Source organism: Streptomyces sp. NBC_00986, assembly GCF_045162565.1.
Classification (GTDB): domain Bacteria; phylum Actinomycetota; class Actinomycetes; order Streptomycetales; family Streptomycetaceae; genus Streptomyces.
The window spans coordinates 9,781,007-9,801,933 of the sequence record NZ_CP108733.1 but is presented as its reverse complement, the minus strand read 5'-3'; the positions used below and the strand labels follow the sequence as shown (position 1 = coordinate 9,801,933).

At 72.3% G+C, this 20,927-nt stretch carries 17 protein-coding genes; 8 read left to right on the top strand and 9 right to left on the bottom strand.

Features of this window, described 5'->3' with window-relative positions; all coding sequences use genetic code 11:
* The first annotated feature begins 13 nt into the window (after positions 1-13).
* Both OG504_RS43940 and OG504_RS43935 read left to right on the top strand, forming a co-directional pair.
* On the top strand, positions 14-508 hold the full coding sequence (locus OG504_RS43940; protein ID WP_405994765.1) for an Lrp/AsnC family transcriptional regulator: 495 nt from the start codon (positions 14-16) through the stop codon (positions 506-508).
* A gap of 33 nt (positions 509-541) precedes the next feature.
* On the top strand, positions 542-2,233 hold the full coding sequence (locus tag OG504_RS43935) for a DUF885 domain-containing protein (RefSeq protein ID WP_405994764.1): 1,692 nt from the start codon (positions 542-544) through the stop codon (positions 2,231-2,233).
* Between the two features lie 317 nt (positions 2,234-2,550).
* On the opposite strand, the gene OG504_RS43930 is transcribed toward OG504_RS43935, so the two are convergent.
* A complete protein-coding gene (locus tag OG504_RS43930; RefSeq protein WP_405994763.1) occupies positions 2,551-3,069 on the bottom strand; it encodes an immunity 21 family protein in 519 nt (172 codons plus the stop codon).
* Positions 3,070-3,189: 120 nt separating this feature from the next.
* A complete protein-coding gene (locus OG504_RS43925) occupies positions 3,190-3,678 on the bottom strand; it encodes a rhodanese-like domain-containing protein (RefSeq protein ID WP_405994762.1) in 489 nt (162 codons plus the stop codon).
* Between the two features lie 147 nt (positions 3,679-3,825).
* Between OG504_RS43925 and OG504_RS43920 the strand changes: the two genes are divergently transcribed.
* Entirely contained in the window at positions 3,826-4,281 is a 456-nt protein-coding gene (locus OG504_RS43920; protein ID WP_405994761.1) for an Lrp/AsnC family transcriptional regulator, read from the top strand.
* A gap of 20 nt (positions 4,282-4,301) precedes the next feature.
* Here OG504_RS43920 and OG504_RS43915 read toward each other — a convergent pair whose 3' ends face one another.
* From OG504_RS43915 to OG504_RS43905, 3 genes are all read right to left on the bottom strand, one after another.
* Complete coding sequence (locus tag OG504_RS43915) at positions 4,302-7,292, bottom strand: AAA family ATPase (RefSeq protein ID WP_405994760.1); 2,991 nt, start codon at positions 7,290-7,292, stop codon at positions 4,302-4,304.
* 76 nt (positions 7,293-7,368) lie between these two features.
* Complete coding sequence (locus OG504_RS43910) at positions 7,369-8,532, bottom strand: exonuclease SbcCD subunit D (protein ID WP_405994759.1); 1,164 nt, start codon at positions 8,530-8,532, stop codon at positions 7,369-7,371.
* Positions 8,533-8,633: 101 nt separating this feature from the next.
* Complete coding sequence (locus OG504_RS43905; RefSeq protein ID WP_405994758.1) at positions 8,634-9,449, bottom strand: SDR family NAD(P)-dependent oxidoreductase; 816 nt, start codon at positions 9,447-9,449, stop codon at positions 8,634-8,636.
* A 143-nt stretch (positions 9,450-9,592) separates the two neighbouring features.
* Between OG504_RS43905 and OG504_RS43900 the strand changes: the two genes are divergently transcribed.
* Positions 9,593-11,533 carry a protein kinase domain-containing protein gene (locus OG504_RS43900; RefSeq protein ID WP_405994757.1) on the top strand — a complete coding sequence of 647 codons (1,941 nt, stop codon included), beginning with the start codon at positions 9,593-9,595 and terminating at the stop codon, positions 11,531-11,533.
* A 47-nt stretch (positions 11,534-11,580) separates the two neighbouring features.
* On the opposite strand, the gene OG504_RS43895 is transcribed toward OG504_RS43900, so the two are convergent.
* Positions 11,581-12,207: a YigZ family protein gene (locus tag OG504_RS43895; RefSeq protein WP_405994756.1), complete on the bottom strand. Its 627-nt coding sequence runs from the start codon at positions 12,205-12,207 to the stop codon at positions 11,581-11,583.
* A 124-nt stretch (positions 12,208-12,331) separates the two neighbouring features.
* On the opposite strand from OG504_RS43895, the gene OG504_RS43890 reads away from it, so the two are divergent.
* Together OG504_RS43890 and OG504_RS43885 are read left to right on the top strand one after the other, a co-directional pair.
* Complete coding sequence (locus OG504_RS43890; RefSeq protein WP_405994755.1) at positions 12,332-14,317, top strand: amino acid transporter; 1,986 nt, start codon at positions 12,332-12,334, stop codon at positions 14,315-14,317.
* Between the two features lie 212 nt (positions 14,318-14,529).
* Complete coding sequence (locus OG504_RS43885; RefSeq protein WP_405994754.1) at positions 14,530-15,378, top strand: helix-turn-helix domain-containing protein; 849 nt, start codon at positions 14,530-14,532, stop codon at positions 15,376-15,378.
* 24 nt (positions 15,379-15,402) lie between these two features.
* Here OG504_RS43885 and OG504_RS43880 read toward each other — a convergent pair whose 3' ends face one another.
* Positions 15,403-15,945, bottom strand: coding sequence for a SixA phosphatase family protein (locus OG504_RS43880; RefSeq protein ID WP_405994753.1), 543 nt, complete (start codon positions 15,943-15,945; stop codon positions 15,403-15,405).
* Complete coding sequence (locus OG504_RS43875; protein WP_405994752.1) at positions 15,942-16,709, bottom strand: hypothetical protein; 768 nt, start codon at positions 16,707-16,709, stop codon at positions 15,942-15,944. The genes OG504_RS43880 and OG504_RS43875 overlap by 4 nt, the downstream gene beginning before the upstream one ends.
* A gap of 414 nt (positions 16,710-17,123) precedes the next feature.
* Between OG504_RS43875 and OG504_RS43870 the strand changes: the two genes are divergently transcribed.
* Complete coding sequence (locus OG504_RS43870) at positions 17,124-17,939, top strand: carboxypeptidase regulatory-like domain-containing protein (protein WP_405994751.1); 816 nt, start codon at positions 17,124-17,126, stop codon at positions 17,937-17,939.
* A gap of 11 nt (positions 17,940-17,950) precedes the next feature.
* Here OG504_RS43870 and OG504_RS43865 read toward each other — a convergent pair whose 3' ends face one another.
* Positions 17,951-18,832: an alpha/beta fold hydrolase gene (locus OG504_RS43865; RefSeq protein ID WP_405994750.1), complete on the bottom strand. Its 882-nt coding sequence runs from the start codon at positions 18,830-18,832 to the stop codon at positions 17,951-17,953.
* A gap of 115 nt (positions 18,833-18,947) precedes the next feature.
* Here OG504_RS43865 and OG504_RS43860 point away from each other — a divergent pair, with 115 nt between their 5' ends.
* On the top strand, positions 18,948-20,927 hold the full coding sequence (locus OG504_RS43860; protein WP_405994749.1) for a BTAD domain-containing putative transcriptional regulator: 1,980 nt from the start codon (positions 18,948-18,950) through the stop codon (positions 20,925-20,927).

The window sequence follows — 20,927 nt, the reverse complement described above, 5'->3', positions numbered from 1 at the left end:
TTACGTTCGGCCGATGACCGATTCTGTCGTACTGGATCCGGTGGATCTCCATCTGCTGCGGCTGCTGCAGAACGACGCCCGGGCCACGTATCGCGAGCTCGCGGCGCAGGTGGGGGTCGCGCCGTCGACGTGTCTGGACCGGGTGGCGCGGCTGCGCCGGGCCGGGGTGATCCTCGGGCATCAACTGCGGCTCGATCCGGCCAAGTTGGGGCGTGGGCTGGAGGCGTTGCTGTCGGTGCAGGTGCGGCCGCACCGGCGGGAGCTGGTGGGTCCGTTCGTGGAGCGGATCCGGGCGTTGCCGGAGTCGCGGACCGTGTTCCATCTGACCGGGCCCGACGACTATGTCGTCCATGTGGCCGTGGCGGACATGGCGGACCTGCAGCGGCTGGTGCTGGACGAGTTCACGTCACAGCGCGAAGTGGCCCGGGTGGAGACCCGGTTGATCTTCCAGCAGTGGGACTGCGGGCCTTTGCTGCCGCTTGCCACGCCCACAGCTGAATTGGGGTGACGGGTCCGAGTTCCGCGTATGAGGATGGTCCTCATGTCGCAGACCAATACTCCGCTGCCCCGGCAGGTCGCCGACGCCTACGTCGACGACCTCATCACCCTCGACCCGGTCATCGGTACGTATCTCGGCGTGAAGGAGAGTTCGAGCAGGCTGCCCGACCTCTCCCCCGCAGGTCAGGAACGGCTCGCGGAGCTTCAGCGGGCGACCCTCGCGAAGCTCGACGAGGCCGAGCGCCGGCCCGGCGCGGACAGTGACAGCGAGCGCCGTTGCGCACGCCTGCTGCGCGAGCGGCTGACCGCCGCGCTCGGTGTGCACGACACCGAGGAGGGCCTGCGCGAGGTCGGCAACATGCACACGCCCGCGCACACGGTGCGTGATGTGTTCACGGTGACGCCGGCCCAGACCGACGAGGACTGGGCAGCGATCGCCGAGCGGCTGCGCGCGGTGCCCACCGCCCTGGCCGGCTACCGCGAATCCCTCCAACTGGGCCTGGACCGCAAGCTGTTCGCGAGTCCGCGCCCGACCGCCACCTTCATCGGCCAGCTCACCGAGTGGTCGGACACGGACGGCCACGGGCGCGGCTGGTACGAGGACTTCGTCTCGGCCGGACCCGAGTCCCTGCGCGCCGGACTGGACGAGGCCGCCCGCACCGCGACCGCGGCCCTGGTGGAGCTGCGGGACTGGATGCGCGACGTGTACGCGCCGGCCATCGAGGGCGCGCCGAACACGGTGGGCCGTGAGCGGTACGCGCGATGGGCGCGCTACTACAACGGCACGGAGCTTGATCTCGACGAGGCGTACGCGTACGGCTGGTCCGAGTACCACCGGCTGCTCGCCGAGATGAAGCAGGAGGCCGAGAAGATCCTGCCCGGCGCCGAGACCCCGTGGGTGGCGCTGGCACACCTCGACGAGCACGGCCGGCACATCGAGGGCGTGGAGGAGGTCCGCGAGTGGCTCCAGGGCCTGATGGACAAGGCCATCGAGGAACTGGACGGCACCCACTTCGAACTCGCCGAGCGGGTACGGCGGGTGGAGTCGCGCATCGCGCCCGCGGGCAGCTCGGCGGCGCCGTACTACACGCAGCCTTCGCAGGACTTCTCGCGTCCCGGCCGCACCTGGCTGCCGACGATGGGACAGACCCGGTTCCCGGTCTACGACCTCGTCTCGACCTGGTACCACGAGGGCGTCCCCGGCCATCACCTCCAGCTCGCCCAGTGGACGCACGTCGCCGACGACCTCTCCCGCTACCAGGCCTCCGTCGGCATGGTCAGCGCCAACGCCGAGGGCTGGGCGCTGTACGCGGAGCAACTGATGGACGAACTGGGCTACTTGGAGGACGCGGAGCAGCGACTCGGCTTCCTCGACGGGCAGATGATGCGGGCCACCCGGATCATCGTCGACATCGGCATGCATCTGGAGATGGAGATCCCGGCGGACTCGCCGTTCCACCCCGGTGAGCGGTGGACGCCGGAGCTGGCCCAGGAGTTCTTCGGCGCGCACAGCAGCCGCCCGGCGGACTTCGTGGAGAGCGAACTGACCCGCTACCTCACGATTCCCGGCCAGGCCATCGGCTACAAACTCGGCCAGCGGGCCTGGCTGTCCGGCCGCGAGAACGCACGGCAACGACACGGCGACGCCTTCGACCTGAAGGCCTGGCACATGGCCGCACTGTCCCAGGGCTCGCTGGGGTTGGACGACCTGGTGGACGAGCTGTCGCAGCTCTGACGCGGGGTGCGGTGACGCACGGGTCATGCAGGGCGTGACATGTCGGCGGCCGGGTCCGGAAGTTCAGGACCCGGCCGCCGCCCGCGTCTGACACTGGGAGCTGAAGTCCCGCCCGCCGAGCGACAGTTCCGGGACCCGGGCGCCGCCCCTGTGTGTCGCCGGAGCCGACGTCCCCTTGCGCATACGCCAGTTCGGGACGTGGACGCGCCGTCCGTGTCTGACGCCGAGCAATGAAGTCCCCTCAACCAACCGCCCGGCTCCGAGACACGACCACCCTCCGTACCCAACGCCGGAGCTGAAGTCCCGCCCCCCACCCGTCAGCCGGAAAGCCGCCGCAGCTGAACAAGCCCCAGCCACGTCTCCGGCGCAGGCTGCGCCTGACCCGCCCGCACGGCATAACGCCCTGGCTCCAGGTCGACCTTCAGATGTTCCGTGCCCTCCGACTCCCGTCCCGGCCATGCCGAGTCGAACAGGACGACAGGGCCGGGTACGTCCCAGTGCACCTCGTTCTCCCAGGTCGCGTCGGCGAGCGCGGCGGGGATGACGGCCAGGACCTCGTCCTCGGAGTTCGCGGCGCACCACCGTACGAACGTGCCGTGTTCCGGGAGGAAGGAGGTCGACGCGGGGTCGTCCCCGAGGACCAGCGCCGCGCTGTCCCCCACCGGCAGCAGGCCGGCGTATCCACCGACCTCGCAGGCCCGGTCGTAGTCCGAGGCGAGTTCGTCGCCGTCGGCTCCCGTCCAGAACGGCAACACCGTCGTCGGCACCGCTATGAGCGGTCCGCCGCCCGACTCCACCCACTGCACCGCCGTTCCCGGCTCCGCGTATCGCGCCATGGGCAGAACCTACACGCACAGCGATCCCACATGTTGAGGGTTCAAGAGATCCGGCGCGTCGACGGTCGATGTACGAACTCGCCCTGCAAAGCGCCGAGTTGGCGAAACATCGCCCAGGAATCAGCAGCCGCAGTCGTCCGCCCCCACCGGGGCCGTCAACGAATCGACCGCACGCCTTTCACTCCCCTCCCACGTCTCGAACTCGAAGCCCTCACGCACCCAGTACTCGAACCCGCCGAGCATCTCCTTGACCTGGTACCCGAGTTCGGCGAGCGCGAGAGCGGCCCGGGTGGCGCCGTTGCAACCCGGACCCCAGCAATACGTCACGACCGGCACGGACTTGTCGAGGAGTTCCTCCGCCCGCACCGGGATGAGCGCCGTGGGGAGGTGGACCGCTCCAGGGACGTGACCCTGATCCCACGACTCGGTGGAGCGTGAGTCGAGGACGACGAAACCGGGGAAACCGGGGTCGCCATCGCCCGCGAGCGCCGCCGCCACGTCGGAGACGTCCGCGTGGAAGGCGAGGCTCGCGCGGAAGTGGGCGGCCGCTGCCGAAGGAGCGGCGGGGGCGACCCGCAGAACGGGGTTGACGACGGTACTGCTGCTCATGATCCGGCCTTTCACCGAGGTGCCTCTGCGTCGATACGTCCCTACATCTCTACGTCGAGAAATCTATGGTCGCCGACCGGCCCACTGAAGGGACGATCCCCGCCGTACCTCTTGATCAGCCGGGGATTCCCCTGCTATTCGTGGGACATGACCGCGGATTCCACTTACACCCCGGACGTCACCGACTGGCGCATCCTCGACGTCCTCCAGCGGGAGGGCCGGGCCAGTTTCGCCGAGCTGGCCCGGGCCGTCTCCATGTCCGCGAGCGCGGTCACCGAGCGGGTGCGGCGACTGGAGGAGGCGGGGGTGATCCAGGGGTACGCGGCGGTCGTGGACCCGGAGCAACTCGGGCTGCCCATCCTGGCGTTCGTACGGCTGCGCTATCCGAACAGCAACTACAAGCCCTTCCACGACCTGGTCGCGGTGACGCCGGAGATCCTGGAGGCGCATCACATCACGGGCGACGACTGCTTCATGATCAAGGTCGCGGTCCGTTCGATGCGCCACCTGGAGGAGGTCTCGGGGAAGATCGGCGCCCTGGGCTCGGTCACCACCAGCGTCGTCTACTCCTCACCGCTCCCCCGCCGCCCCCTGGGTCACTGACCCAGCCGGCCTCGACGACGTCACTGCCCCCGCTGCCGTACGGCCGACCCGTCCCGCCCCTTCACGACCTCCAGCTGCGCGTGGATGCGCCGCCGCAGATCGGCGACATGGCTGACGATGCCGACGCTGCGGTCCCGTTCGCGCAGGGAGTCGAGGACGTCGAGGACCTCGTCGAGGGTCTGCTCGTCGAGGCTGCCGAAGCCCTCGTCGATGAAGAGCGTGTCGAGCCGGACCCCGCCGGCCTCGTCAGTGACCACGTCCGCGAGCCCGAGCGCGAGGGCGAGCGACGCGAAGAACGTCTCCCCGCCGGACAACGTCGCCGTGTCCCGCTCCCGCCCGGTCCACGCGTCGACGACATGCAACCCGAGTCCGCTACGGCCGCGCCCGGCCCGGTCGTCGGAGTGCACGAGCGTGTAACGCCCGGACGACATGCGCTGCAACCGTACGGTCGCCGCCGCGGCCACCTGTTCCAGGCGGGCGGCGAGGACGTACGACTCCAGGCGCATCCGGCGTTCGTTGTCGGCCGAGGTGCCCGCGGTGAGGGCGGCGAGGCGGGCCACCCGGTCGTACTCCTCGCGCAGCGGGGCGAGTTGGCGTGCCCCGGCCGCCGACCGGGCGGAGAGCCGGTCGAGTTCGGTGCAGCGCCGGGCCGCCGCGTCGCGCGCGGAGGCGGCGTGACGTGTCCGCCGAACGGCTGCGGTCGCGGCCCGCTCCGCCGCGTCCAGGTCGGCGGGCGCCTGCTGCGCGGCCGCCGCCGTGTCGGCCTCCGCCAGCACGGCCCGTACGGCGGCCTCCTCCGACTGCCAGGCGTCCAGGCGCCGTTGGAGTTCGCGATGGGCGGTGTCGTCGAGAAGGGCGGCCGCCGCGGCCTGCGGGGTGTCGAACCCGGCACGGAAGGCGGCATCGGCTAGCCGGGCGTCGGCGTCCTTGAGACGCTGCGCGGTGTCCTCGGCGGCACGAACGGCGTCGGCCGCGTCGGTGAGGAGCACGGCCTGTCGCTCCAGCTGGTCGGCACGCGCGGCAACACTCTCGGCGATACCCCTCGACTGCGCCAACTCTCCTTCCAGCAATGCCCGTTCGCGGTCCTGGGTATCGCGGAGGGTCGTACGGGAGGCGGCTCGCAGGGCGGCCTGCTGCTGGATCACGGTTCGCCGTTCGTGCTCCTGCTCGGCCCGGCGCAGCTCCTCGGTCGCGGGGTGCAGCCAGGACGCGTCTCGGCGGGCCTGCTCGTAGAGCCGCTCCAACTCGGCGACCTCGTCGGCCAGTTGATCGGTCGGTGTGTCACCCGCCTCGGCGGTGGCGGCGGCGAGGGCTTCGCGTACGACACCGAGGCGGCGCTCGGCCTCGGTACGCTGTTCCTCGGCGCGCTGGTGGGCGGTGAGGGCCTGCTCCTCCGCCGCGCGGTCGACGTGTCCGGCGGATTTGCGTGCGGGGGCGGGGTGTTCGGTGGCTCCGCAGACGGCGCAGGGTGCGCCGTCGGTGAGGTGGGCGGCGAGTTCGGCGGCGATGCCGTTCAGCCGCTGTTCCTTGAGGTCGAGCCAGTGGGCACGAGCCTTCAGGGCATGTTCGGCCGACGCGAGCACCTGCCGGTGCGCGTCCTCCGTGTCACCGGCGAACTGGTCCCGCTGCCGGGCCGCACCGAGCCGTCGCTCGGCGGGCTCGCGCCGGACGCCGAGCTGTTCGGCCCGGGTGGTGGCCTCCTGGGCCGACTCGATCCGTGTCTGAAGTCCCGCGCGGGTGGCGTCCCACTCGGCGAGCCAGGCCTCGGCCTCCTGCCGTACGTCCTCGTCGGCACGCTCCTGGCGGTCCAACTCGGCGCGCTCCACGCCGAGTTCGGTGAGCCGTTGCTCGGCGCGACGGGCCGATTCCAGCCCGCCCAGTTCCTCGGCGGCCCGGCGTGCGGCGGCGGCGAGCCCGGCCGCACCGGCGCCCGCGAAGGTGTCCGGCAGCAGGCCCCGCGCACGTGTCTCGGCCCGGGCGGCGTCCCGGTGCTCGGTGTCGGCGGCCTCGCGCAGCTCCAGCGCCGGTGCCACCGCCTCCGCCTTCCGGGCCCGCTCCATCCGCGCCTGCGCCTGCCGATAGCCGTCGGCCCGCTCCTCCATGAGCGTGGCCCGCTCCCGCGCCTGCGTGAACCGCTGTTGCAGGCGGGCCAGTTCACGGATGTCGGCCAATTCACGATCGGCGGCGGCCTGGGCGGACTCGGCGGCAGTCAACCCGCCCTGCGCGACGGTCAGTTGCTCGCGTGCGGTGCTGCGGGCGACAGCCGCCGCGCCCAACACCGCGTCGGTGAGGCCGGGTTCGCCCGGGGCGAGGTCCGGCAGCTCCATGGCGTCACCGGCGGCCTGCTGCATGCGGTGCGCGTCGGCGAGCAACTGCGCGTCGCCCTCACGGACTTGGGCCTCGGTGGCCCGGCGCCGCTCGGCGAGCCGCTTCTCGACCTCGGCGAAGCGGTGGGTGTCGAAGAGCCGGCCGAGCAGCTTGCCGCGCGCCTCGGCGTCGGACCGCAGGAAACGCGCGAACTCGCCCTGGGGCAGCAGTACGACCTGGCAGAACTGTTCCCGGCTCATGCCCAGCAGCTGGGTGATCTCCTCGCCGATCTCCTGGTGCGAGCGGCTGAGGTCCTTCCAGGCACCGGCCGTCGCGTCGTACTCGCGCAGCCAGCTCTGCGCCTTGTCCAGCGTGCTGCCGGTGCCGCGCTTCTTGGGACGCGCCCAGGGCGGCTGCCGGGTCAGCTCCAACCGCCGCCCGGCGACGGTCAGTTCGAGCCTGACCTCCGTGCGCGTACCGGCCGCCGCGTGGTCGCTGCGCAGGGTGAGCCCCTGGCCGGACTGACGGACGCCCGGCACGGAGCCGTAGAGCGCGTAGCACACGGCGTCGAGGACGGAGGTCTTGCCGGCGCCGGTCGGCCCGTGCAGGAGGAAGAGCCCGGCGGAGGACAGTTCGTCGAAGTCGACGGTCTGGGACCCGCCGAAGGGCCCGAAGGCGGTGATGTCGAGCCGATGCAGCCTCACTGGCGACCGCCCCCTTCTCCCGCTCGCCTCGTGAGGCCGACAGCGCACCGCACGTCCACCGCACTCATCCGAACGCTCACGGCGTCACCTCCCGTACGACCGAGTCCGCGCGCACCGCGTCGAACGCCTCCTGGAGTACGGCCTGTTCGTCCTCGTCGGGTCCGGCGCCGCGCACATGGGCCACGAAGTCGTCGGCGATCTCACGGTCGTTGCGCCCCGCGAGGCGGCGGGCGTACGACACGTCGGGGTCGTCCGGGCCCCGCTCGGGGTCGAAGACGAGGCTGAGCGTGTGCGGGAAGCGCTCGGCGAGCCGGGCCATGGGGTCGGCCGGGCGCACCGGGTCGGTGAGCGTCGCCTCGACCCACGCCTCCTCGTGCCGCGCGAGGTCCGGATCGTCGAGCAGGTTCTCCAACGTGCCCCGGATCCGGGCCAGTTCACGTGGCACCGGGCAGTCGACCCGCTCGGCGGTGACGGCGCCGTCGGCATCCAGGTCGACGAGCCACATGCTCTTGCGGTGGTCGGCCTCGGAGAAGGAGTACGGCAGCGGGGAACCCGAGTAGCGCACGCGCCCGGTGATGGTCTGGGAGCCGTGCAGATGCCCGAGCGCCGCGTAGTCGACGCCGTCGAAGACACCGGCCGGTACGGCGGCGACTCCGCCGACGGTGATGTCCCGCTCACTGTCGCTGACCTCGCCGCCGGTGACGAAGGCATGCGCGAGGACCACGGAGCGGGTGCCGGACGGCCGGTCGGCGAGGTCGGCACGGACGCGGTCCATGGCGGCGGCGAGGACCGCCTCGTGGCCGGCCTTCTCGACCCCGAACTCGGCCTTCACCAGGGCGGGTTCGAGGTACGGCAGCCCGTAGAAGGCCACGTCTCCGAACGCGTCCGGAATCACCACGGGCGTCCCACAGGCTGACGGCTCGGTGCGCAGATGGATACCCGCGCGGTCGATCAGACCGGCGCCCACCCCGAGGCGGCGCGCCGAGTCGTGGTTCCCGGAGATCATCACCGTGGGCACGCCCAGGTCGGCGAGCCGGTGCAGGGTGTCGTCGAACAGCTCGACCGCGGCCAGCGGCGGCACCGCCCGGTCGTACACGTCTCCCGACACGACCACCGCGTCCACGGCGCGCTCGCGCACGGTGGTGACGAGGTGACTCACGAAGTCGGCCTGGGCCCCGAGCATGTTCACGCGGTGGAACGCCCGGCCCAGGTGCCAATCGGAAGTGTGCAGCAGTCTCATCGGTCCACCACGCTAGCGCCTGCGGGCCCCTGAACCACCATTGACCTCGGAGTTCCCATGCATTCGGGACCTTATGGCAGGAAATATGCCTCATACGCGGATCAGTGACCGCCGTCACGGCGCTGAAGGCCGAAGTCGAATCCGACCGTTCCCGGGTCCAGGGTCGTGACCCCGCCGTCCACCGTGAGGACCGCGCCGTTGACGAAGGACGCGGCCGGTGAGAGCAGCCAGGTGATCGCCTCCGCGACCTCGGCGGGATCTCCCGGGCGTCCCGCGGGGATCAGCCGGGTCGCCTCCTCGTAGGCCTCCTCGACCCCACCGTCCAGTCCGGCCTCCTCCGCGAAGCGGGTCATGCGGCGGTCGGCCATCTCCGTGCGGATCCAGCTGGGGCACACCGTGTTGGCGCGCAGTCCCCGGTGGCCGTAGTCGACCGTGAGGGAGCGGCACAGCTGGAGGAGGGCCGCCTTGGAGGTGGCGTAGGCGGCGTTGGCCGTTCCGTTGCGCAGGGCGGAGACGGAGGCGACGGCGACCACCGCGCCGCGGGTCTCCAGGAGGTGCGGGAGGGCGGCGCGCAGCAGGTGGAAGGGGCCGGTCAGGTTCGTCCGCAGCACCGTGTCCCACGCCTCGTCGGTCAGGTCCCCGACCGCGCCGCCGCGTCCGACGCCCGCGTTGAGGACCAGTCCGTCGAGTCGACCGAAGCACGAGACGGTCGTAGCGACCAAGTCCTGTACGGCAGTCGGGTCCGTGATGTCGACGGGGTGGGCCAGCGCGCCCGTCTCCTCGGCGACGCTGTGCAGCGGCTCGGGGCGGCGGCCGCCGATGACGACGTGGTGTCCGGCGGCGCGCAGCGACCGTGCGGTCGCGCGGCCGATGCCGGTGCCTCCTCCGGTGACGATGACGACCCGTTCGTCGGCCATGACTTTCGGTACTCCTCGTCTGCCGGGAGAGAGCGATGTCACGTGGTTGAGCAGCGGCTGTGGAAAACCCCAACTCCCTTGTCGCACACATGTGCTGCGCTAATCTCACGTCACACGCACCACGCGAGAGACACAGGGTTCCCATGCCAGTCGAGTTCCGCGGTCGGTCCGAAACGATGGCCTATGCGGCGGCGGGGATGGAGCCGCCGCCTGTGGTGCCGCTGCGGAAGAGCGACCCGCGCCAGGCGGGTCCGTACCGGTTGATGTCGGTGCTCGGCAGCGGTGGGATGGGCCGGGTCTATCTGGGCCGCGACGCCACCGGCGCCACGGGCCCCGCCGCCGTGAAGGTGATCCGGCCCGAGTACGCGGAGGACCCGCTGTTCCGCAAGCGCTTCGAGCGCGAGGTCGGCGCGCTGGGCCGGATCCAAGGGGCGCACATCGTACGGCTGTTGGGCAGCGGCTGTGACGAGGATCTGGTGTGGGTCGCCACCGAGTACATACCCGGGCCCACCCTCGCGGAGCTGGTCGACGCGCGCGGACCGGTCGACGCGGCGACGGCCTGGCGGCTGCTGGCCGACGTGGGGCGGGCGATCGAGGCGATCTGGCGCGCGGGGATCGTGCACCGCGACCTCAAGCCGTCCAACGTCGTGCTGGGTGCCGACGGCGCCCGTGTCATCGACTTCGGTGTCGTCCAGGCCGGCGACAGCACCTCGATCACCGTCACCGGCCAGAACGTGGGCACCCCCGCCTACATGTCCCCGGAGCAGGTGCGCGGCCAGGAGGTGACCGCCGCCTCCGACGTCTTCTCGCTGGCCTCCACGCTGACCTACGCCGTCGCCGGGGAGGCCCCGTTCGGCGAGGGCACGGGCGTCGACGTGCTGCACCGGGTGGCGTTCGACCCGCCCCGGGAGGACGTTCTCGACAAAGTCGCGGGCGTCGACGCGGAGTTGGCCGCGTTCATCCGCACCTGCCTGGACAAGGACCCCGAGCTGCGGCCGTTACCCGAGGCGGTGTTCAGAACGGCCATCGGGCATCAGCTGTCCGCACCGGCCGGCGTTCCTCCACGGCTCGCCCCCAGACGCGGGCCCTCCCGCGTCGAGCAACCCGCGGCCCACCCTTCGGCGGCGCCGGCCGACCCGCCCGCCGCGCCGGGGAAACACGGCAACACCCGTGGAAAACGCGGGAGGTTGATCGCGGGGGCCGTCGCCGCGGCGGCGGTCCTGGTCGCCGGCAGCATCACCGCGACCCTGCTGCTGCACCACGACAACTCCGGGCCGTCGGCCGGTTCCCCGCCGGAACCGCCTCCGACGGCCGCCGCACTGGGTAACTCGCCCTCGGCTTCGAGCAGTTCACCGAGTGCGTCCCCCACTACGTCGGCGACGAAGGACAAGGCGTCGCAGAGTCCGACGAACGCGCCGGCCGCCCAGGATCCCGCGAGCCTCGACATCCGTGTCACCTCCTGCGTCCACGAACTCGTCTCGGGTTCCCACGGCGACTGTGTGAAGGCGCTCCAACTCCTCCTTGCCGGTTACGGGTTGCACGTCACGGTCGACGGCGACTTCGGGGCGGCGACGGTCGACGCGTTGAAGGTCTTCCAGACCGAGGCCGGGACCCCTGCCAGCGGCACCGTCGACGCACAGACCGCGAAGCTGCTGTACGGCACGGAGCGCGGGCCGGTCCGGGCCGGTCCGGTGACGGTGACCGAGAGCGATGTCGCCCGGTGCCTGGACGCCCACGTCACCGCGGTACAGGTGTGGGCGTGCAACGGCACGGCGCCGCAGAAGTGGGCGCTCTTCCGGGTGCCCGGGCACAACTCCCAGTACCTGGTGGTCAATCAGGGCAACCACGCCTGCCTGGACGCCGACGCCAGTACGGTCGGCCAGAACTTCTCGAAGATCCGGGCCAGGAGCTGCGACGGGCTGAGCGCGCAGCGGTGGCAGCTGGGCAACGGCGGAACCCTGGTCAGCGCCCCGGACGGTTTCTGTCTGGACGCGGAGGCCTCCGAGTCGGGGAAGGACGGTCAGACCGTCCAGACCTTCGGCTGCGCGGGCAGCTCCAACCAGGTCTGGAACTGGGCCTCCTGACGGACCGTCAAGAACCCCGCCAATCAACCACCGAGACCTTCCGAGACTCAGGCGTCCCCGTACGCCTCGCCGCCCAGTTCCAGCCCCGCCGTCCCCGCCGTCGCGTCCGCCAACCACCCCCGGAACGCGTCCACTTCGGCGTCCGGCAGGCCGATCTCGATCGTGACCTCCTCGCCGTAGCGGACATCGCGTACCTCGCGGCCGGTGGCGCGCAGGTCGTTCTGGACCTTGCCCGCGCGCTGGTGGTCGACGGTCACCGTGGCGAGGCGGAAGCGGCGGCGGGTGATCGTGCCGAGGGTGTCGAGGGCCTCGCCGACCGAGCCGCCGTAGGCCCGGATGAGGCCGCCCGCGCCGAGCTTGACGCCGCCGTAGTAGCGGGTGACGACGGCGACGACGTACCGCATGTCGCGGCGGAGCAGCATCTGGAGCATGGGGACGCCCGCCGTGCCGCCGGGTTCGCCGTCGTCGCTCGCCTTCTGGATCGCGGCGTCGGCGCCGATGACGTAGGCGAAGCAGTTGTGGGAGGCGTCCGCGTGTTCCTTGCGGACGCGGGCGATGACGTCCTGCGCCTCCTGTTCGGTGGCCGCCGGGGCGAGGGCGCACAGGAAGCGGGAGCGGTTGACCTCGGTCTCGTGCACGCCCGGGCGGGCCACTGTGCGGTACTCGTCCTGCATCCGGCCAGCCTATGCGCAGGGCCGGTGGTCGCCCCCGGTCCGGGTTCGGACGGGGATGTGGTGGATACTCGCTCCTCGTTGCCCGGGCCCCGGGCACGTCGTCCGATCGCAGGGAGTTCTCAGCATGACCGGCGCGCAGGCGGACCCCACGGAGACCACGGCGTCCGGCGGTTCCGCATCCGCCGCGGAGCAGTGCCGGGCCTGGCTCCTGGACGGTCTGAGCGAGCAGAGCGCCCGGCATCCGGGCCCGCACGCCACGCCGAACCCGGAGCACGAGGGGCACCGCTGGTGGCGGGTCATGTGCCTGACCGGCGTCGACTACTTCTCCACCCTCGGCTACCAGCCGGGCATCGCCGCCCTCGCGGCCGGACTGCTGTCCCCGCTGGCGACCGTCGTCCTGATCGGGCTGACGCTGCTCGGGGCGCTGCCGGTCTACCGGCGGGTGGCGCACGAGAGCCCGCACGGCGAGGGGTCGATCGCCATGCTGGAGCGGCTGCTGCCGTGGTGGTCGGGGAAGATCTTCGTCCTGGTGCTGCTGGGCTTCGCGGCGACGGACTTCATGATCACGGTCACCCTGTCGGCGGCGGACGCGGCGGCGCACGTCGTGGAGAACCCGTTCGCGCCGGGCTGGATGCACGGCGGGAACACGTGGATCACGCTGGTGCTCGTCGGGGCGCTGGGCGCGGTCTTCCTCAAGGGGTTCCGGGAGGCCATCGGGATCGCGGTGGTGCTGGTGGGCGCGTATCTCACGCTCAACGTGGTGGTGCTCGCGGTGTCCGCCTGGGAGGTGCTGAGCCATCCGGTGAAGATCGGCGACTGGACGGACGCGATGACGGCCGCGCACTCCTCCCCGCTCGCGATGGTCGGCGTGGCGCTGCTGGTCTTCCCGAAACTCGCCCTCGGCATGTCCGGCTTCGAGACCGGTGTGGCGGTGATGCCGCAGGTCAAGGGCGATGACACGGACACCTGGGCGAAGCCGACGGGCCGCATCCGCGAGACCCGCAGGCTGCTCACCACGGCCGCCGTGATCATGTCCGGCTTCCTGCTGCTGTCCAGCCTGGCGACGACGATTCTCATCCCGCAGAGCGCGTTCAAGACGGGCGGCCCGGCGAACGGCCGCGCGCTCGCCTACCTCGCGCACGAGCACCTGGGCCAGGTCTTCGGCACGGTCTACGACGTCTCGACGATCGCGATCCTGTGGTTCGCGGGCGCCTCCGCACTCGCCGGCCTGCTGAACCTCGTACCGCGCTATCTGCCGCGCTACGGCATGGCACCGGAGTGGACGGGGGCGGTACGCCCCTTGGTCCTGGTCTTCATGGTGACGGCGATCGTCATCACCCTGTGGTTCCACGCGAGCGTCGACGCGCAGAGCGGCGCGTACGCGACGGGCGTGCTGGTGCTGATGCTGTCCGCGGCTTTCGCCTCCACGGTCACCGTGCACAAGCGGGGCCACCGGAAGGCCACGCTCGGGTTCGGCGTGATCACCGCCGTGTTCGCGTACACACTCGTCACGAACGTCATCGAACGGCCCGACGGCATCAAGATCGCGGGCATCTTCATCGTGCTGATCCTGGTGACGTCGTTCGGTTCGCGTGTGCACCGCGCCTTCGAACTCCGCGCCGCCGAGATCACGTTCGACGACACCGCGGCACGCTTCATCGACGAGGCGGCGGAGCACGGGCCGCTGCGGCTGATCGCGAACGAGCCGCAGGAGCACAGCAGGCGGGAGTACCGCGCCAAGGAGTACAGCCAGCGCGAGGAGACCCATATCCCGGACGGCGGGCCTGTGTTGTTCCTGGAGGTGTTCCTCCACGACTCCTCGGACTTCTCGGCGGACATCTCCGTGCACGGCGACGAGAAGTACGGCGTACGACGACTCCGCGTCGAGGGACCGACGGTGCCCAACGCGATCGCCGCCGTCCTCCTCTCCCTCCGCGACCGTACCGGCAAGGTCCCGCATGCCTACTTCACCTGGACCGAGGGCAACCCGGTCAGCCACCTGATCCGCTTCCTCGTCTTCGGCGACGGCGAGGTCGCCCCGGTCACCCGTGAGGTACTGCGCCGCGCGGAACCGGATCCGGAGCGCCGGCCTCGCGTGCACGTCGGCTGAACGGCCGCTCGCGGCAAGGGTGTTGACCGCCGACCGGAGTCCGGCCGTACAGGCGAGGGGGCCTCGGCGGAGGCGCGGGCCGTTCTCGACCGCGCGCCGGATCCAGCGGGCAGGGCCGCTGCCCCGGCCGGGTTCCTCCCCCTGCGACCGGGGGTCCGACAGACCCCCTCTGGCTCGGCTGTTCCCCAGGTCACCCGGTCTACGGTGGTGACATGGCCCAGGAACCCAACAGCGAGCTGCGGGACTTTCTTCGCTCGCGCCGCGCGAAGATCACCCCCGAGGAGGCGGGCCTGGCACCCCTGCCCGGCACTCGCCGCGTTCCGGGCCTGCGGCGCGAGGAGGTCGCCCAGCTCGCCGGTGTCAGCGTCGACTACTACGTCCGCCTGGAGCGCGGGCGGCACCTCAACGTCTCCGCGTCCGTCCTGGACGCGATCGCCCGCGCCCTGCGCCTGACCGATCTGGAGCGCGCCCACCTGTTCCGCATCGCCAGACCGGCCCGCACCCGTCCGCGCCCACTGCCCCCGCAGCGCGTCCGCCCCGGCCTGCGCCTGCTGCTCGACAGCCTCACCGAGGTCCCCGCCCTGGTCTACGGCCGCCGCATGGACGTCCTGGCCGCCAACGACCTCGCCCGCGCCCTGTACACGGACTTCGAGGCCCTGCCCGCCCGCGGCCGCAACATGGCCCGGCTGGTCTTCCTCGACGACCACGTCCGGAGCCTGTACGCCGACTGGGAGGACGCCGCCCGCTCCATCGTCGCCTCCCTCCGCCTGTACACGGGACGTCACCCGCACGACCCCGCCCTGGCCGAGCTGGTCGGTGAACTCTCCGTCCACGACACGGACTTCCGCCACTGGTGGGCCGACCACGACGTGTTCCAGCGCACCCACGGCACCAAGCGCTTCCACCACCCCGTCGTCGGCGAACTCGTCCTGGGCTACGAGGCCTTCAGCCCCGCCGACGACCCCGAGCAGACCCTGGGCGTCTCCACCGCCGAACCAGGGTCCCCCTCCGCGGAACGCCTTCAGCTGCTGGCGAGTTGGTCCCGCTCCCCGCGGCCCTGAAACCACGCGCGCGCACCGGGCACCCTACTTCTTCTTGCCCCTCGGCACGGTCAGGCCCGTCAACAGGGCCGTACCCGGGGCGAGTTCCCGCCAGGTGGTGCCGTGCCAGGCCAGGATCGCGATCGCCGAGGTCGGGAACTTCACCCGGACCTCGTCGAGCGCGTCGTCGAGACTGTCGCCGGCGAGGTCGAGGACCAGTTCCTCCAGGCCGGGGTTGTGCCCGATCAGGAGCAACGTCTCGACCTCGGGCGGCACTTGGTGGACGGCGTCGAGGAGTTCCGGTACGTCGGCCGCGTACAACCCCGGTTCGTACCGCACCGGCGGCGGGGTTCCCCACTCGGCGGACGCCAATTCCCAGGTCTGACGCGCCCGTACGGCCGTGGAGCACAGGGCGAGATCCGGCAGGGAGTCGGTCTCGGCGAGGGCGATGCCGGCGGCCGGAGCGTCACGGCGCCCGCGCGGGGCGAGGGGACGCTGATGGTCGGGAACACCCTCCGGCCAGGCGGACTTGGCGTGCCGCAGTACGACCAGTCGACGCAACGGACGGGCCCCGGCGCGGGCGTTCACGCCAACGACCCGATGTCACGGGTGAGTTCGAGCCCGAGGAGCCGGTCCGCGTAGGCGTACGTCTCGAAGCGGGCGCCGTCCGACAGCTCGGGCCAGGTCTCCACCCGCCGCAGCACCCGCAGCACCTCGGGCACGTTCAGGTCGTCCTCCCAGGCGGTCCGCAGCTCCACACGCACCTCGTCGGGCACCGGCCGCGAGGGCCGCCGCGCCCAGTCGGCGACCGAACCACGCCAGTGCGCCAGCGTCCGCCGCGCCTCCTCCAACACCTCGGCGTCGAGCCGTACCGGCAGGTCCCGGGCGTGCGAAAGCAGAGCAAGGCGCAGCGCGCCCGGGTCGGAGAGGTCGGGGGCAGCGGTCGTAGGCGATTCGACTGGCGCTACGGCTACCAGGACTCCCGCGGTCGCCTCGGCGCCGCCCTCCGTCGCCACGTGGAGGACCTGGGCCTCGCCGAGTCCGGAGCCGAGGTCTCCGCCGTCCTCGAAGGGCCGTATGCCCAAGGCCCTTGCGGCGGCGCGGAGTTCGGCCTGCTCGTGTTCGCCGGTGAGGAGCGACCACACGGGGGTGCCGCCGAGTTCCAGGGCGCGTACGAGGAGGTCCGACAGGAGGAGCACGCGTAGTGCCGTGGGGTCCAGGCCCGACGCGTGCGCCTCGACCCTGGTCAGGCCACGGCGGGCGGGGGCGGCTTCGACGGGCTCGCCGGTTCGGGCGTCGGTGATGCGCAGCACGGCCTGAGCGTAGGCGGGCGGAGGGCCGTACGCATGCATGTTCGCCCTGTTCCGAGCGAGGAGTTTCCCAGGACGTCGTGGTCCAGACCGGGTCCGAGGCGCCCGGGGCGCAGTTCGTGCCGAGGGCGGTGACGCGATCCGCGCCTCGCAGGTGCGGGTGAACTCGGTTGCCGGCATGTGCGGTTCGGGCGGAACCGCGCCGGTGATCCGTGGTCCGTGGTCCGGTGGCACGGGCGGGCCCGGCGTCGGCCGGCCGGTGGGGTGCCCGTACCGAGACACAGGCCGAGGGCGGTCTTCGGGGCCTGTCGCGCTCCTCCTGCACTCTTCCGGCCGTCCCTGTCGCCCCGTCGGCGTTCACCCGTTCGCCCATCCCGCCTTTCGCCGGGGCCGGTCGGGCGTGTGGGGTGGGAGCACCGACCAGCACCCCGGACGAGACGACCCCGGAGACTTCCGATGACCGACCGCCGCACGTTCCCCCACGAACCCCCGTCGCCGACGCCCGTTCGACGACGGCCACTGCTCCTCCTGACCGCCGTGCTCGTCACCGGTACGGCGCTCGTCATGACGGGTACCGCCACGGCCGCCCCGCTCCACACCGCCTCCGGGGAGTTCTCCGCGCGGGGTCTGGGCGGCGGGGTGACCATCGTGCCGGGGCGTTCCGGGCTGGTCGAGATCAGCGGGTACGACGGTGCCGACCTGCCGGCCGGGTCCTCGCTTCGGCTGACCGCGCCCGCCGGGGCCCGGGTCACCGGTACGCCCCTCGCCGACACGGCACGGTTCCAGGGCGAGGTGACCGCCGACGGCGCGACCGGCACGTACACCTACGTCCGTGACTCGGGGCCCGGTTCGTGGAAGGACGGCGGCTATCCGTTCGCGCTCGCCGTGGACGCGCGGGCGGTGCCGGGGACGCGGCTGCCCGGGTGCGCCGTCGTGCTGACCGACGCGGGTGGGTCACGTCGCGCGTCCGGCAGCTGCACCGTGACCGTCGGCATGCCCGTGCCGACGCTGACCGAACCGGCGGGCGGCACGTTCGTGTCCGGCGCGGCGCGGCTCGCCGGGACCTCCTATCCGGGGGCGCGGGTGAGTGTCCTGGACGCCGCCGAGCGCAAGGTGTGCGCGGGCGTCGCACGCATCGACGGCACCTGGTCGTGCACCCCGGACACCCCGCTCCCGGAGGGCGCCAACCGGCTGCACGCGAGCGCCGCCTTCAACGGGGTCTCGGCGGTCGGCGAGGACGTCGACTTCACCGTGACCGCGAGGACCGCCTGAGGCGCACCGGTTCACCGGGCGGCGACAAGCTCCCGCAGTGTCTTCGCCACGACGGCCGGGTCCTCCTCCGCCATGAAGTGGCCGCAGGTCACGGTCTCGTGCCGGAGGTCCGGTGCCCAGGCGCTCCACAGGGCAGCCGCGTCGAAGCCGAGGGCGGCGCCCCAGTCCTGCTGGAGGACGGCGACCGGCATCCGCAGCCGGTTGCCGGCGTCGCGGTCGGCCCGGTCGTGCGTGACGTCGATGCCGGCGGAGGCGCGGTAGTCGGCCACGATCGAGGGGACCGCGGCGCGGCAGGCGTCGAGGTAGGCGGTGCGGATGCCGGCGGGGATCGCGGACGGGTCGTCGGTCCAGAGGTCGAGGAAGTGGCCGAAGAACGCGTCGGGCGCGGCGGCGATCAACTGCTCGGGCAGGCCCGGGGGTTGGGCCATCAGGTAGAGGTGGAAGCCCACGGCGGCGGTGACACCGTGCATCACGTCCCACATGTCCAGCGTGGGGAGTACGTCGAGGCAGGCGAGATGCGTGATCGTGCCCGGGTGGTCGAGTCCGGCACGGAAGGCGACCAGGGCGCCGCGGTCGTGCCCGGCGAGCGCGAAACGGTCGTGCCCCAGTGCCTGGGCGAGAGCGACGACGTCCGCGGCCATGGTGCGCTTGGCGTAACCGGACCCGTCGGTCTCGGCGGGCTTGTCGCTCGCGCCGTAGCCGCGCAGGTCGGGGCAGATCACGGTGTGGTCGGCCGCGAGGTCGGCGGCGACATGGCGCCACATGAGGTGGGTCTGCGGAAAGCCGTGCAGCAGCACGATCGGGCTGCCCGAGCCGGAGACGGCGGCGTTCAGGGTGACGCCGTCCGCGACGGGGACGCGGTGGTAGGTGAAGCCGGGGATGGCTGGTGGCACGGGTGCGCCTTCCTTCGTAGCGATGTCAATGTCCCAGAGCCTGCCGCGAACCAATGAGCAACGAATGAGCGCGCTACCGTGACCTGGGGCGATGCCCCGGAAAGGGTGGTCGGCGATGGAGGTCGCGTTCGGGGTGCTGGGGCCGGTCGCGGCCTGGGACGGTGCCGGGGACGCGATCGCCCTGAAGGGCCCACGGCACCGGGCCGTGCTGGCCCGGCTGCTCGTCGCCCGGCGTCGGGTCGTACCGGTCCCACGCCTGGTCGAGGACCTGTGGGCGGGCCAGGACGAGCCGCCCGCCGACGCGGTGGGCGCGCTCCGCACCTTCGTGGCCGCACTGCGCCGCGCGCTGGAACCGGATCGCCCGCCGCGAACCCCGGCCCGACTGCTGGTCACCGAGGGCCCGGGATACGCCCTGCGCGCCGAGCCGGAGACGGTGGACGCCTGGCGCTTCGAACGGACGGTGACGGCCGCCGCGACCCTGCCGGCCTCGCACGCGCTCAACCACTTGCAGGAGGCGCTGAGTTGGTGGCGAGGCCCGGTCTACGCCGACTTCGCCGACGAGTCCTGGGCCCGCGCGGAGCGCTCCCGCCTCACCGAACTCCGGCTGCACGCCGTCGAACGCCGGGCGGAGGCCCAACTCGCCCTGGGCCAGGCCGCCGAGGCGGTCCCCGATCTGGACGCCCACGTCGCCGAACACCCCTGGCGCGAGGACGCCTGGCGCCTGCTGGCCCTGGCCTTCTACCGCACCGGCCGCCAGGGCGACGCGCTCGCGGTACTACGCCGGGCACGCGCCCTCCTCGCGGAACAACTCGGCACGGACCCGGGCCCGGCCCTGCGCCGCCTGGAGGCGGACATCCTGGACCAGGCCCCGCATCTGGACCCCGGTCCCGGTGATCCGGCGGAACAGGTGTGGGCGCAGGCGACCGCCGCCTACGACCGGACGGTGGCGTCCGGCGCCCGTGCCCGTCTGGAATCGACGGTCGGCCTCCTCCGCAATCTCGCGGTGACGGGAGGCGGCGGCCTGGAAGCGGCCCGCCGACACCGTCTCGCGGCGATCACGGCCGCGCAGGACCTGGGCGACCCGGAACTCACCGCCCGCGTGATCGGTGCCTACGACGTCCCCGCGATCTGGACCCGCGTCGACGACCCGCAGCAGACGGCGGACACGGTGACGGCGGCCGAGCGCACCCTGGCCGCGCTCCCACCGGACGCCCATCTCGCGGCGCGGGCCCGCCTGTTGGCCACGATCGCCCTGGAGTCACGGGGCACCCGCTCCGCACGCGGACCCCAGGCCGCCCGCCAAGCCGAGGACATCGCCCGCCGGTTGAACGACCCCGCGCTGCTCGCCTTCGCGCTCAACGGCACCTTCATGCAGACCTTCCACCGCGCGGGCCTGGCCCCTCAACGGGACGAGATCGGCGCCGAGTTGGTCGCCCTGTCCGCCCGGCACGGCTTGGTCACGTACGAGGTGCTCGGGCATCTCGTCCGGCTCCAGTCCCGCAGCGCCCTCGCGGACTTCACCGGAGCCGACGGGCACGCGGCAGCCGCGGAGCAGCTGGCCGACCGTCACGAACTGCCGCTGGTGGGCGTGTTCACCGAGTGGTACCGGGTGCTACGACTCACCGCGAGCGGCAATCCCGATCCCGCCGAGGTGGCAACCGCGTACCAGGACGCGGCACTTCGGCTGGACGGAGCCGGTATGCCCGGGCTGGAACGCGGGCTGCTCCCGCTGGCCCTGCTGTGCCTGCACCTGCGGAACGCGCAGCCCGCTCAGACCGACGAGCACATCGACTGGGGACCGTACGGACCATGGGCCCGCCCGCTGGTGTTGCTGGCCCAGGACCGTCCCGACGAAGCCCGGGCGGCGCTGAGTTCGCTCCCGGACCCGCCCCGCGACCTCCTCTTCGAGGCCCTGTGGTGCCTGGCCGCCCGCGCCGCACTCGCCGTGGGTGACCGGGACACGATGGAGCGCGCTCTCGCCGAACTGACGCCCGCCGCGGCCGAGTTGGCCGGGGCGGGCAGCGGCCTGCTCACCCTGGGGCCGGTCGCGCACCACCTCGACGACCTCGCCGCGGCGCTACGACACCCCGGGTGA